Genomic DNA, 13,304 nt, shown 5'->3' with positions numbered 1-13,304 from the left:
ACGATGGCCAAGGCAGCACCCGAGGGGTTGATCACGGCGCTCGACGTCGGATCCTCGAAAGTCTCTGCGCTGATCGCGCAGCGTACCGATGACGGCCAACTCGTCGTGCTCGGCACCGGCCAGCGCGAGAGCCGCGGCGTCAAGCGCGGCTATGTCGCCGACATGCACGCCACCGAACTTGCCATCCGCGAGGCGGTCGAGCAGGCCGAGCGCATCGCCGGCACCAATATCGAGGACGTCTGGGTCAGCTTCTCCGCGGGCGGTTTGCTCTCCGACGTGGTCAAGCTCGAGGCCGATCTGGGCGGCCACCGCGTCGAGCAGGCAGATATCGACGAATTGCTCAAGGCCGGCCGCGACGCGATCGATCCGCAGGGCAAGATGGTGCTCCACGCCCAGCCGACCTGCTACACGATCGACGGCCTTGCCGGGGTCAAGCGCCCGCTCGGGCTGCACGCCGATCGCCTCGGCATCGACATCCACGTCGTCTCGACCGAGGGCTCGCCCGTACGCAATCTCGACCTTTGCGTCCGCTCGGCACATCTCGAGGTCCGTTCGATCATCGCCGCGCCGGTGGCGACCGGGCTCGCCTGCCTCACCGACGAGGAGCGCGAATTGGGCGTCGCTTTGGTCGAGATCGGCGCAGGGGTGACCAACGTCTCGGTGTTCGCCGGGGGCGTGCTCGCCGGGCTGGCCTCGATCCCGATGGGGTCGTCCGACATCACCGACGATATCGCCTCGGCCTTCGGCACCGCGCGCACCTGGGCCGAGCGCACCAAATGCTTCCACGGCTCGGCCAACCTCAGCCCGCGCGACAACCACGAGATGATCGACGTCCAGCCGGCGATACCCGACGACGGCGCCGAGGGGCCGCGCATCACCAAGGCGCAATTGAACGCGACGATCCGCCAGCGACTCGAACGGTTGATGACCGAGATCCAGAAGGAGCTGCGGAAGCTCGGCTTCCAGGATCCGATCGGCCGCCAGATCGTCCTCACCGGCGGCGGCGCCGAGCTTAAGGGCATCGCCGATTATGCGCAGCAGTCGCTTGGCAATGCAGTGCGCGTCGGCCGCCCGAAGGGGCTGATCGCGCTTCCCGAGGCGCATGCCGGGCCAGCTTTCGCGACGCTCGCGGGTCTCGCGCGCTTCGCCGCGATGGACCCGATCGATCTGCGTGCGCTCGAGCCTGCCGGCCATCAGATGGTCACCAAGGCGAGCCCGGGCGCGGTTCTTCAGCGGTTGATGGCGGCGTTCCGGTCGAATTATTAAAGAAATACGACCGGAAGGGCTGTTTCCACTAGAGTCGCACCAGCCCTTGGTGCATCACAGGGCCAATGGGTGCCGCCTCCAGCGCGATGGCGGCGCCGTGGGAGATTATGGAATGAGCATCGAATTTCTTCCGGCTGACGTCGACGAACTGACGCCCAAGATCACGGTGATCGGTGTCGGCGGCGCGGGCGGCAACGCGATCGCAAACATGATCCGCGCCGATGTGCAGGGGGTCGAGTTCCTCGTCGCGAACACCGACGCGCAGGCGCTCAAGCAGTCGTCGGCCGGGCATCGCATCCAGCTGGGCGCGAAGATCACGCAAGGGCTGGGCGCAGGGTCGCGTCCCGAAATCGGTCGCGCCGCCGCCGAAGAGACGATCGATCAGGTCCAGAAGGCGCTCGAAGGCGCACATATGTGCTTCATCGCCGCGGGCATGGGCGGCGGCACCGGCACCGGTGCGGCGCCGGTGATCGCCAAGGCCGCGCGCGACATGGGCATCCTGACGGTCGGCGTCGTCACCAAGCCGTTCGCGTTCGAAGGCCGCCGCCGCCAGCAATCGGCCGATGCCGGCATCGAAGAGCTGCAGAAATATGTCGATACGCTGATCGTCATTCCCAACCAGAATCTCTTCCTGATCGCCAACGCCAACACCACGTTCAAGCAGGCGTTCGAGATGGCCGACGAGGTCCTGCAGCAGGGCGTTCGCGGGATCACCGACCTGATGGTCATGCCCGGCCTGATCAACCTCGACTTCGCCGACGTCCGCTCGGTGATGCAGGAGATGGGCAAGGCGATGATGGGCACCGGCGAGGCCGATGGCGACGACCGCGCGCTGATCGCAGCGCAAAAGGCGATCGCCAATCCGCTGCTCGACGGCGTCTCGATGAACGGCGCCAAGGGCGTGATCGTGTCGATCACCGGCGGCGAGGACATGCGCCTGCTCGAGGTCGACGAAGCCGCGAACCATATCCGCGAGCTGGTCGATCCCGATGCCAACATCATCTGGGGGTCGGCGTTCAATCCCGATCTCGAAGGAAAGATCCGCGTGTCGGTCGTCGCGACCGGCATCGATGCCGATGCGCAGGCCCGTGCCGCGCCGGCGATCGAGCAGCCGCGCGTCTTCTCGTTCGCAACGCCGCGCCGCAGCGGCGGCGCCGCGGCGGCCGAGCCCGCAGCGCCCGTCGAGCCGGGGTTCTCCGAAGCCGACTACGCAACGGACGAAGTCCCCGAGCCCGAGGCCGAGCCGCTCGAACTGGAAGCCCCCGACGCGATCGCGTCCGAGGCCGAGCCGGTCACGAGCTATGACGATGCCGGCGATCCCGACGAATTGCTGCTGGGCGAAGCCAGCGCGGTGCCGCTCGAAGCGCCCGCGTCCGAACCCGAGCCGGCACCGGCGCCCGAGCTCACCAGCCGGCGCCGCTGGCTGACCGGCGGCGGCGACGACGAGCCCGCGCCCGAGGCCAAGCCGGCGGGTCGCCGCGCCGGCGGCACCCTGTTCGAGCGCATGGCATCGCGCGGTGCCGCAAAGACGGCGGACGACGACGACAAGGATCCGCTCGACATTCCGCGCTTTCTGCGCAGCCAGAACAACCAATAGGGCGTTCGTCGCCGGCGCATCTCGCTTCGGCGAGACGCCGGCGACGCGTCATTGGCGGTTCAGCCAATGCCGTGTCTGGCTAATCGCTTGATGAAGCAAATCCGATCCCTGCGCTCGATTGCGCTGGCATTCGCGCTTGCCGCGGGTGCCGCGCCGGCGCTTGCCCAGACCGGGCTGGTGCCCGCGCCCAATCCCGAGGCGGACCGGCTGGCGCAGGAAATGCGGGTGCTCGCCGCCGATCCCCGCGACGTGCGCGCCTTGCTCGAAGCCGGCAATCTGAGCGCCCGGCTGGGCGACACCGCCGCCGCGCTTGCCTTCTTCGCCCGCGCCGAGACGATCGACCCGACCAATCCGCGCATCCTTGCCGGACGGGGTTCGACTCTGGTGCGGATGGAGCGGCCGGGCGAAGCGCTGCGGCTGTTCCAGACCGCCGAGGCGCGCGGGCTGCCGGCACGCGAATATGCCGGCGACCGCGGCTTCGCCTACGATCTGCTCGGCCAGCCGATCCTCGCGCAGGGCGACTACAAGCTCGCGCTGCAAGGCGAACGTGACGACGAGATGGTGCGCCGTTACGCGCTGTCGCTCGGCATCTCGGGCAACGTCGAGGAATCGATGCGCCAGCTCGATCCGCTGCTGCGCAAGAGCGACCGTGCGGCATGGCGCGCGCGTGCCTTCATTCTCGCGATGAACGGCGACATGCCCGGCGCCGAGCGGATCGCGGCGAGCATGATGCCGGGCAATATGGGGCATTCGCTGGCACCGTTCTTCCGCCGGCTCGCCAATCTCGCGCCCGCCGATCGCGCCTTCGCAGTGCATTTCGGCCAGCTTACGCCGGCCGCGGCGCGGCTTGCCGATGCGCGGCAGGCACCGCCGCTGCCGCAATTTGTCGCGCCGACGCGTCCCGCCCAGGTCGCGCAGGTGCAGCCCCAGCCGGCGCGCGCTTCGCCCGAGAAACCGCAACGCGATCGCCGGTCCCGCCGCGAACGCGAGCGCGATGCGCGCGAAGTCGCGCCGCCGGCGCGTCGTGTGGTGCAGGCGCTGACTCCGCCGGTACAGACCGCTGCCGCCGCGTCGCTGCCCGGTCCGCCGGTCGTGGCGCGGGAGCAGGCGCCGCTGGTCCAGCCGCTGCCCAAACCGCGTGCCGAAGAGATCGACGCGCCGATCCGCCAAGCAGCCGCGCCGGTCGAAGCCGCGCGCAGCGCAATCACCGGGCCCGGCCAAGGCAGCCCGGCGGCGACCTCTGTCGGCGATACTGCGCGGGCTGAACCTGTGACCGCCGCGCCGGCCCCCACGACCGACGTCGCTGCAACCCCCGAGCGGCAGCCCGCCGAGACCCTGCCCGAGGCCGCACGCCCGGCGCCGGATGCGGCGAGCTCTGGCCCCGCGGCGGTCGCAGCATCGAAACCCGAACCTGCACCGCCGGGCCCGGCGCGGGTGGGGCAGGAGGATACGGTCCTTGCCTCGATCGTCGCCGGGATCACCATCCCCGGCGAGGAGTTGCAGATCGTCAACGCGACGCCGGTCGATCCCGTCCCCGAGCCGGTACGCGTCGCGGCGGCGGTGCCCGAGCCGGTGCGGCCGACACCGACGCCCGCGGCCAAGCCCGCCGCGAAACCGAAGCCCGAAACCGTCAAACCGGAGCCGGTCAAGGGCAAGGACACGAAGAAGCCCGAGCCGGCCAAGCCCGATCCCAAGGCCAAGAAGCCCGATCCCAAGGCCAAACCTCCTGCCAAGGCCGATCCCGCTCGCATCTGGGTGCAGGTGGCCGGGGGCGCGAATGCGGCGAGCCTGCCCAAGGCATGGAAGGCCGTGACCGCGAGGGCGCCAGCGGCGTTCAAGGGCAAATCGGGCTGGTGGACTCCGCTGCGTGCCACCAACCGCGTGCTCGCCGGCCCGTTCAAAACCGCTGCCGAGGCGCAGGCCTTCGTCAACGCGCTGCGCAAGTCCGACGTATCGGGCTTCGTGTTCACCAGCGAGACCGGGCAGAAGGTTACCAAGCTCGCGGATTGAGCGCTCGTTCGTGAGGCAGTTGATGACCGCTCGCGAATATCAAGCCCTCCCCTCAACAAGAGGGGCCAGGAAGGAAGCCTCACCATAAGGGACGAGCGGCGCATCCGGTCCGGATAGCTCGCAAGCCTTCGACAAGCCTGCGCCGACCCGCTAGAGCCCCTCGCGTGAGAGCGATTTCCTCCTGGGCGTGCACACCGGAAAATAGTCGCGGGCGCCTCCATGGAGAACAAAGCGGGACTGCCCGTGGCCCGCGCGACGCCTTTCAGCGCGATCGCGACCGGATCATCCATTCGATCAGCTTTCGGCGGTTGCGGCACAAGACGCAGGTGTTCATGGCGCCCGACGGCGATCATTTCCGCGTGCGCCTCACCCACAGCCTCGAGGTCGCGCAGATCGGCCGGACGATCGCGCGCGTGCTCGGGCTCAACGAGGATCTGACCGAGGCCTTGTGCCTCGCGCACGATATCGGCCACCCGCCCTTCGGCCATGCCGGTGAGGACGCGCTGGAGGCGGCGTTGGCTGGGCAGGGCGGGTTCGACCATAATGGCCATACGCTGCGCACGCTCACCGAGCTGGAGCGCCCTTATCCGGCATGGAACGGGCTCAATCTCAGCTGGGAGATGCTCGAAGGGCTCGCCAAGCATAATGGGCCGATCGTCGCGCCCGAATGGGCGCTCGCTGCGGCGGACGCGCAGTTCGATCTCGAGCTGCACCGCTGGCCTTCGCTCGAGGCGCAGGTCGCCGCGCTTGCCGACGACATCGCCTATGACAATCACGACATCGACGACGGGCTGCGCGCCGGGCTGCTGACCCTCGACCAATTGATGGAAGTGCCGATGATCGCCGAAGGATGGCGCCGCGTCGAGGCGAGGTTCCCGGGGGTTCCGGCGCGGCGGCTGGTGGGCGAACTGGTCCGCTCGCAGATCGGTGAGATGGTCAATGATCTGATCGTGTCGACACAAGCGCAGGTGTGCGCGGGCGGAATCGAGACGATCGAGGATGTTCGTGCCGCCGGCCGCTGCCTCGCCTGCTTTTCCGATGGAATGCGCGAGGCCGAACGCGGGCTCAAGCGCTTCATGTACGCCAATCTCTACCACCATCCGAGCCAGCTTGCCGCGGCGGAAGCGGCGCACAATGTGGTGGCGGGGCTGTTCGCCGCTTATGCCGCGGATCCGGCGCGGATGCCAACCGAGTGGCGCGAGGCGCTGCCGGACGAGGAGCCGTGGCGGAGCCGGCACATCGCCGACTTCATCGCCGGCATGACCGATCGCTATGCGATCGCGCGCTATTGCGAAATTGTCGGTCCGATCGCGCTGCCCGAGGGCTTTTGACGCGAAAGGGGCCTCCTGGGAGGCCCCTGAAAAGTTCAGCGCTGGGCGACGAGGACGGCACCGGCCGCTTCGCGCTTCGGTGCGCGGAACGAGACGCGCGCGCCGCCGGCATAGCCGTTCACCCAATCGCCCTTGACGACGAGGCGGAACTTGCCGCCCTTCGAGGCCTTGCCTTCGAGGACGAGCGCGTCCGCGGTCGGCGTGGCGGTATAGGCATAGGTCACGCCTTCATGCGTGAACACGCGATCCTTGGCGACAGCGGGGGTAGCGAAAGCAACGGTGGCGGCAGCGGCCGCGATCAGAAAACGAGTCACGATCTATCTCCTTCAATACTTCGAAAGAGCCGGACCGGCATCCCTGTGTGTCTTGTTCTGTTCTCGAAACGAATAATGCTGCGGCGCAACAAAATCGGCAATCGCAAAGCGCGGCTACAGCGGTTGCAATCCGTGCACGAATCGCGACGAACCGAAAGCGTGACAAACTTCTGCGACAAGTCGTGCGTATCAACGGTGCGGACAAGGAGAAGGTGATCGCATGGCCAAGGCAAGCATCGCGCTGAACCGGTTCGGCTTGGGCGCCCGCCCCGGCGAAGCGCCCGGCATCGATCCGGAGCGCTGGCTGCTCGCCCAGTTCGACGCCTATGAGGCACGGCCGCAGGCAGTCGCCGGGCTCGCCTCGAGTCACCAGATCGCCAGCGAATTGACCGACTATCTGCGCGAAGTGCGCGTGCTCCGGCGCGAGAAACGCAGGAATGCCGCGGCACAGCCCGAGATGGAGACCGAGCCGGCGATGCGCGGCTGGGCGATGCAGCCGATGCCGGAGCCGCAGGACAGGGTCGACGATCCGGTTGCCCGGGCGCGGCGCATCGCACGGCAGCAAGCCCGCGACCATTATGCCGCCGCGGTGTCGGCGCGGGCACTGACTGCGCTCAACGCCCCGGCGCCGTTCGTCGAGCGGCTGGTGCATTTCTGGGCCAATCACTTCGCGGTATCGGCGGACAAGCTGGAAATGATCGGGCTTGCCGGCAGTCTCGAGTTCGAGGCGGTCCGCCCGCATGTGCTCGGCAAATTCGGCGACATGCTTCACGCGGTCGAGCGGCACCCGGCGATGCTGGTCTATCTCGATCAGGCGCAATCGGTGGGGCCGAACAGCGCGCTCGGTCAGACCGCGGGACGGCGCGGGCAGAAGGCCGGGCTCAACGAAAATCTCGCGCGCGAGATATTGGAGCTGCACACGCTCGGAGTGCGCACCGGCTACAGCCAGGCCGATGTGACGGAGTTCGCGCGGGCGATGACCGGCTGGACGATCGCCGGGCTGGGGCGGGGCAGGGGAGCTGCGTATGCCGACGCGGGGCAGCCGGGTAACTTCGTCTTCGCAACCCGGATGCACGAGCCGGGGACCCGGACGATCCTCGACAGAAGCTGGCCGCAGCAAGGCGAGGCGCAGGCGGCGGCGGTGCTCGACCTGCTCGCCACCCATCCGGCCACCGCCCGCCATGTCGCCACCAAATTGGCGCGGCATTTCGCGGGCGACGAGCCGCCGCCGGCTTTGGTCGGCAGGCTCGAGACTGCATTCCTGCGCTCGGGCGGCGATCTGCCCGCTGTCTATCGCGTGCTTGTCGAGGCGCCCGAATGCTGGGCGCCGCAGCCGGTCAAGTTCAAGTCGCCCTGGGAGTGGACGATCTCGGCGCTTCGCGGCCTGGGCTCGCAGCAATTGCCGCCGATGGCGATGAACGGGCTGATGACCCAGCTCGGCCAGCCGGTGTGGAAGCCGGGGTCGCCGGCGGGCTGGGACGATATGGCGGCAAGCTGGGCCGGGCCCGACGCGGTGATGCGCCGTGTCGAGGCGGCGGAGCGGCTGGCGCAGCGGACCCGCGACACCGTGGATGCGCGCCAGCGCGCCGCCGAACTGATGCCCGAGGCGCTCAGCGAGAGCAGTGCGCAGTCGATCGCCCGCGCCGAAAGTCCGGCGCAGGGCGTCGCGCTGATGCTGGTCGCCCCCGAATTCATGCGGAGATAGCAGATGATCACGCGTCGCAACTTCGTCGCGCTCGGCGCCTCCGCAGTTCTCACCTCGGGATTGGGCGCGCGGATGGTGCTGGCCAAGGCCGCCACCGAGCGCCGCTTCGTCTTCATCATCCAGCGCGGCGCCGCCGACGGGCTGGGAACGCTCGCCCCGCTCGGCGATCCGGCCTTTGCCGGGCAGCGCGGGGTGCTGGCGCAGGATTTCGCGAGCGCGCCACGGCTTGATTCGCTGTTCGCGCTGCACCCGGCGATGACCAACCTGCACAGCCTGTATCAGGCGAAGCAGGCATTGTTCGTCCACGCGGTCGCCTCGCCCTATCGCGAGCGCTCGCATTTCGACGGGCAGAACGTGCTCGAGACCGGCGGGAGCAGCGCCTACGCGCTCAAGGACGGCTGGCTCAACCGGCTGCTCTCGCTGCTGCCTGCCGACGACAGAGCAATCGCCCTCGCCGCGACGATTCCGATGGCGCTGCGCGGATCGGTGGAGGTGGCGAGCTACGCGCCCTCGGCGCTGCCCGACGCTTCCGACGATCTGCTCGCGCGGGTCTCGGCGATGTACCGCGAGGATTCGCAGCTCCATGCGATCTGGGAACAGGCGATCGCGACGCGGATGCTCACCAGCGACCTGGCATCGGACAATGGCCGCAACGCCGCCGCGACCGGATCGCTGGCCGCGAGGCTGCTCAGCGCCGAGGGCGGCGCGCGGATCGCGATGATCGAGACCGGCGGCTGGGATACCCATGCCCAGCAGCGCGGACGGCTCGCCGGGCAGCTCAAGGGCCTCGACGCGATGGTGGGGGCGGTCCGGCAGGGGCTGGGGCCGCTCTGGTCGGAGACGATATTGGTGGTCGCCACCGAATTCGGGCGGACGGTGAAGGTCAACGGCACTCAGGGGACCGATCACGGCACCGGCGCGCTGGCGATGCTGATGGGCGGCGCGGTGAATGGCGGCCGGGTGGTGGCCGATTGGCCGGGGCTGGGCGATGCGGCGCTGTACGAGGGGCGCGATCTTCGCCCGACGACCGGGCTGGATACGTTGATAAACAGCGCGGTGGCTTCGCATTTCGATCTGTTGCCGACGCGGACGGCGCAGAAGCTGTTCCCGGACATGAAGAGCGCGGGTGTGCTGAAGGATCTGGTGCGCGCCTGAGCCGTGTCGCGAAGCGCTGGATCTTGACACTAGCTTGACACTAAAACGTGTTTTCGCGCGGAAGTGGCGGGTTCGCGCCCGGCAAGCGCCAGCGACGCGGCGGGCACGCGACACTTGCGCGTCACGGGCGCGCCACTGACGCCACACTTACGCGCCGTGCGCGCGTCGCCGACGCGGCACTTGTGCGACACCAACGCTACAACGACGCGGCGATCGGGCGCCAGGACGGCGACACCGGCGCGCCCGTGCCAGGGGCGGCTTGCGATTCGATACGATCGATGGATGGCGCGCTGTTGCGGCATAGTCCGAACAAAAGCAGAGCAAATCCTACTTTACCAGCGGATTTACGTGTCTGCTTCCGCCCCAGTAGCGGACGCGTGAGCCTTGTGGCAAAATCATCTCATGGATGGTTTCAGGGACAGGTTCGGCCGCTTCATACCGCCGCGTGAGTGGGAGCTATGCCTGTTCGGACTAGCGCTGTTCGCTCTCGCAAGTGTGCCTATTGCGTGGCTTTTGCATGGATTTGGCGGGGTGGGCGGCGCTTGGAACGTTCTCCCACCAGCGGCCTTCCTGATTGGCACGGGATGGTGGCTCAGGCGCAAGCGTGTGACGAACAGCAGGCCATTCCTGCGCAGCATTGACGACCGCTAACCACCCATCTCGGACATTCGCGGCGACGCAGCGCGCTCCCTGAACCTGTCGTTCCGCTTTCGGGCAGGAAACGTTTCAGGCACTATTTGCCGTTTCGGGCCGCGTGATAAGCACGACGCACCCGGTTCGGCATGCGCTGGAGGAGCATGAGGCGCGCAGCTCCAGGACAATTCCGAGCGCTGGCAAGCCTGACGTCGAAAATCATCCTTTGGTCCTGAGGGTCGTAGCTTTGGCAGAAGTCCGCCGCGGATTGCGCAACGCGCATGGCCAGTTCCGTTCGGCCCTTTCCAGTTTGCAGCTGGAGATCATGATAGGCGACCGCCATCACCGGAACCGGCCGATCCACATAGCCGGGGCTGACGCAGGCTGCCGCACCCAGCAAAGGGAAAAGCGCTAGAATTTTCATGACGGCCATCCCATTGCGATTACATCTGTAGTCGTAGTATCGACTACGTTTGTAATCGTCAACGGATTGCGTGTTGCTGGCTCAGGACTCGTTGATCTTGGCCAGAAGATGATGGTGGCTGCGAGTGCGACGCGGAGAAGAAAGCCATCGGACATTCGCGGCGACGCCGGAGTGCGTGCGCTCTCTAAATCTGCCGTTCCGCTTTGAGGCGGGAAACCTGCCGGTCGGCCAACGCGCCAGCACGGACGTTCGTCCTCTAGCCCTCTCCCGCTTTTGCGGGAGAGGGCTTTAGAAAGAATGACCGCTTTCCACCAACAGCCGCCGCCCGCGACCCGCCCCATGCGCCAATTGTCCCCGCGCGCCCCATCCGCTAAGGCGCGCGCTCTCGTTCACTGTTGGAAGCGCAATGACTCTCTACGTCCGTTTTGCCGCGCACCTTGATGCCGCTCTCGACGCGCTCGTCGCCGCCGGCGACCTGCCTGCCGGGCTGGAGCGACGCGCGGTCACGGTCGAGCCGCCGCGCGATGTCGCCCATGGCGATCTCGCGACCAACGCGGCGATGGTGCTCGCCAAGCCCGCGGGTACCAATCCGCGCGCATTGGCCGAGAAGATCGCGGCCGAGCTGGAGAAGCTCGATGCGGTTTCCGCGGTTTCGGTTGCCGGACCCGGCTTCATCAATTTGACCTTGACCGATGCCACGTGGCGCGACGAGCTCGACTCGATCCTCGAGGCCGAGGGTGATTACGGCCGCTCGGCGATCGGCGCGGGCGCGACGGTCAATGTCGAGTATGTCTCCGCGAACCCGACCGGGCCGATGCACATGGGGCATTGCCGCGGCGCGGTGGTGGGCGACGCGCTGGCGACTTTGCTCGAATTCGTCGGGCACAAGGTGGTGCGCGAATACTACGTCAACGACGCGGGCGGGCAGGTCGACGTGCTCGCGCGCTCGGCGCATCTGCGCTACCGCGAGGCGCTCGGCGAGACCATCGAGATTCCCGAGGGCCTCTATCCGGGCGAATATCTCAAGCCGGTCGGCGAGAAGCTCGCCGCCGAATATGGCGACAGCTACCTCGGCAAGGCCGAGGAGGAATGGCTGGCGCTGTTCCGCAAGGAAGCGGTCGCGTCGATGCTGGTGATGATCAAGGCGGATCTCGCCTTGCTCGGCATCCACCACGATCTGTTTTCCTCCGAGGCCGAATTGCAGGCGGCAGGCAAGCCCGAGGCGGCCGAGGCGTGGCTGCGCGAACGCGACTTCGTCTATGACGGAGTGCTCGAGGCGCCCAAGGGCGAGACACCCGAGGATTGGGAGCCGGTGGAGCTGCCTTTGTTCCGCTCGTCCCGGTTCGGCGACGATCAGGACCGGCCGATCAAGAAGTCGAACGGGCAATGGACCTATTTCGGCGCCGATCTGGCATATCACTTCCAGAAGGCCCAGAGCGCCGATCAGCTGATCGACATCTGGGGCGCCGACCATGCCGGGACGGTCAAAAGGATCGTCGCCGCGGTGCAGGCGCTGACCGAGGGCAAGACGCGGTTCGACGTCAAATTGGTGCAGATGGTGCGGCTGCTGCGCGCGGGCGAGCCGGTGAAGATGTCCAAGCGTTCGGGCAACTTCGTGACGCTCGCCGATGTCGTGAGCGAAGTCGGCAAGGACGTGGTTCGCTTCACCATGCTGACGCGCAAGGCCGATGCCCAGATGGACTTCGATTTCGCCAAGGTGGTCGAGGCATCGAAGGACAATCCGGTGTTTTATGTGAACTATGCCCACGCCCGGATCGCGTCGCTCCATCGCAAGGCGGCGGAGGCAGGGATTTCGTGCGAGATCGCCGATCTGTCCCTGCTTGATACGGAAGAGCTGGCGCTGGTGAAGCTCGCGGCGCAGTTTCCGCGGGTCGTAGAGGGGGCCGCGCTTGCCCGCGAGCCGCATAGAATTGCTTTCTATCTCTATGACTTGTCAGCATCTCTGCATGCCTTGTGGAATGTCGGCAACGACCGGCCCGAGCGGCGCTTCTTGCTCCCCGACCAGCCTGCACTGACCTGCGCGCGGCTGTTCTTGGCGCGGGGCGTGGGACAGATTATCCGTAATGGGTTAGGCCTCATGGGTGTCGAGGCCGTGCAGGAGATGCACTAGAATGAACCTGCGAACCGGCGAATATGACGAGCAGGATCGCCTGCCCTGGCTCGAAACGGCCGAGGAGGAGTATCCGCAGGACCATTCGGTCGCGCGCTTCATGCTGCTCGCGGTGCTGGCGCTCGCGGTCATCGGGTTCATCGCGGTCGGCTATCTCTGGTATCAGCGCCAGCAGACGGTGGGCGCGGGCAATGGCGAGCTGATCAAGGCCCCGGCGGGCGACTATAAGGTCAAACCCGACGAGCCCGGCGGGATGAAGGCCGAGGGCGAGGGCGACGCGGTGTTCGCGACCAGCCAGGGCGCGGCGAGCAATTCGAGCATCAATGTCGGCGCGATCGCCGAGGCGCCGGTTGAGGGCACCCGCGCCACTGCGCCCGGGAGCACGGCGCCGGGGACCAAGAACGTCAAGCTCGCGATTCCCGGTGCTACCAATGCGGGCGCCAATGCGCCGGCGGCGGGTGCGCGGCCGGCGGCGGCGCGGCCAGGTTCCGGCTCGCTACTCCAGCTCGGCGCGTTTCCGAACGAGGCCGGCGCCAATGTGGCGTGGGCGCGGCTGTCGAAGCGCTTCGGCTATCTCGCGCCGCTCGGCAAATCGGTCGAGCGCGGCGACGCCAATGGTCGCACGGTATGGCGGTTGCGCGTCAACGCGGGCAGCAACCCGCAAGCGCGCGAGCTGTGCGGGCGGCTGAAGGTCGCCGGCGAGAACTGCTTCATCGCGAATTAAATCCTCTCCCGGAG

10 protein-coding genes are annotated in these 13,304 nt (G+C 67.6%); 8 read left to right on the top strand and 2 right to left on the bottom strand.

All coding sequences use genetic code 11. The features are described from left to right. The first annotated feature begins 3 nt into the window (after positions 1-3). The 4 genes from ftsA to CVN68_RS07950 all read left to right on the top strand — a co-directional run bounded on the left by ftsA (position 4) and on the right by CVN68_RS07950 (position 6,204). On the top strand, positions 4-1,266 hold the full coding sequence (gene ftsA, locus CVN68_RS07965; RefSeq protein ID WP_100281720.1) for a cell division protein FtsA: 1,263 nt from the start codon (positions 4-6) through the stop codon (positions 1,264-1,266). A gap of 112 nt (positions 1,267-1,378) precedes the next feature. Next, on the top strand, positions 1,379-2,863 hold the full coding sequence (gene ftsZ, locus CVN68_RS07960; protein ID WP_100281719.1) for a cell division protein FtsZ: 1,485 nt from the start codon (positions 1,379-1,381) through the stop codon (positions 2,861-2,863). A 90-nt stretch (positions 2,864-2,953) separates the two neighbouring features. Next, positions 2,954-4,873, top strand: a complete 1,920-nt coding sequence (locus CVN68_RS24175; RefSeq protein ID WP_100281718.1) for an SPOR domain-containing protein — start codon at positions 2,954-2,956, stop codon at positions 4,871-4,873. Between the two features lie 164 nt (positions 4,874-5,037). Continuing rightward, on the top strand, positions 5,038-6,204 hold the full coding sequence (locus tag CVN68_RS07950) for a deoxyguanosinetriphosphate triphosphohydrolase (RefSeq protein ID WP_100281717.1): 1,167 nt from the start codon (positions 5,038-5,040) through the stop codon (positions 6,202-6,204). 35 nt (positions 6,205-6,239) lie between these two features. Here the strand turns inward: CVN68_RS07950 and CVN68_RS07945 are convergent, their stop codons facing one another. After that, entirely contained in the window at positions 6,240-6,518 is a 279-nt protein-coding gene (locus CVN68_RS07945) for a hypothetical protein (RefSeq protein WP_100281716.1), read from the bottom strand. 220 nt (positions 6,519-6,738) lie between these two features. On the opposite strand from CVN68_RS07945, the gene CVN68_RS07940 reads away from it, so the two are divergent. Both CVN68_RS07940 and CVN68_RS07935 read left to right on the top strand, forming a co-directional pair. After that, entirely contained in the window at positions 6,739-8,223 is a 1,485-nt protein-coding gene (locus CVN68_RS07940) for a DUF1800 domain-containing protein (RefSeq protein ID WP_199560235.1), read from the top strand. 3 nt (positions 8,224-8,226) lie between these two features. Continuing rightward, on the top strand, positions 8,227-9,378 hold the full coding sequence (locus CVN68_RS07935) for a DUF1501 domain-containing protein (RefSeq protein WP_100281715.1): 1,152 nt from the start codon (positions 8,227-8,229) through the stop codon (positions 9,376-9,378). A gap of 733 nt (positions 9,379-10,111) precedes the next feature. Here the strand turns inward: CVN68_RS07935 and CVN68_RS07930 are convergent. Beyond that, entirely contained in the window at positions 10,112-10,435 is a 324-nt protein-coding gene (locus CVN68_RS07930; RefSeq protein WP_100284286.1) for a UrcA family protein, read from the bottom strand. Positions 10,436-10,841: 406 nt separating this feature from the next. Between CVN68_RS07930 and argS the strand changes: the two genes are divergently transcribed. Both argS and CVN68_RS07920 read left to right on the top strand, forming a co-directional pair. Continuing rightward, the gene (gene argS, locus CVN68_RS07925) at positions 10,842-12,566 is read left to right on the top strand and encodes an arginine--tRNA ligase (protein WP_100281714.1); all 1,725 of its coding nucleotides are present in this window, start codon (positions 10,842-10,844) and stop codon (positions 12,564-12,566) included. A 1-nt stretch (position 12,567) separates the two neighbouring features. Continuing rightward, positions 12,568-13,290: an SPOR domain-containing protein gene (locus tag CVN68_RS07920; protein WP_100281713.1), complete on the top strand. Its 723-nt coding sequence runs from the start codon at positions 12,568-12,570 to the stop codon at positions 13,288-13,290. Positions 13,291-13,304: the final 14 nt, after the last annotated feature.

The sequence above is a fragment of the Sphingomonas psychrotolerans genome (assembly GCF_002796605.1).
GTDB classification, from domain to species: Bacteria; Pseudomonadota; Alphaproteobacteria; order Sphingomonadales; family Sphingomonadaceae; genus Sphingomonas; species Sphingomonas psychrotolerans.
This window is presented reverse-complemented; position numbering and strand designations above follow the sequence as displayed.

Excerpts from the sequence above, each read along its gene's own strand:
- ftsA (WP_100281720.1), top strand. The coding sequence starts at position 4 with ATGGCCAAGGCAGCACCCGAGGGGTTGATCACGGCGCTCGACGTCGGA.
- ftsZ (WP_100281719.1), top strand. The coding sequence starts at position 1,379 with ATGAGCATCGAATTTCTTCCGGCTGACGTCGACGAACTGACGCCCAAG.
- CVN68_RS24175 (WP_100281718.1), top strand. The coding sequence starts at position 2,954 with ATGAAGCAAATCCGATCCCTGCGCTCGATTGCGCTGGCATTCGCGCTT.
- CVN68_RS07940 (WP_199560235.1), top strand. The coding sequence starts at position 6,739 with ATGGCCAAGGCAAGCATCGCGCTGAACCGGTTCGGCTTGGGCGCCCGC.
- CVN68_RS07935 (WP_100281715.1), top strand. The coding sequence starts at position 8,227 with ATGATCACGCGTCGCAACTTCGTCGCGCTCGGCGCCTCCGCAGTTCTC.
- CVN68_RS07930 (WP_100284286.1), bottom strand. The coding sequence starts at position 10,435 with ATGAAAATTCTAGCGCTTTTCCCTTTGCTGGGTGCGGCAGCCTGCGTC.
- argS (WP_100281714.1), top strand. The coding sequence starts at position 10,842 with ATGACTCTCTACGTCCGTTTTGCCGCGCACCTTGATGCCGCTCTCGAC.
- CVN68_RS07920 (WP_100281713.1), top strand. The coding sequence starts at position 12,568 with ATGAACCTGCGAACCGGCGAATATGACGAGCAGGATCGCCTGCCCTGG.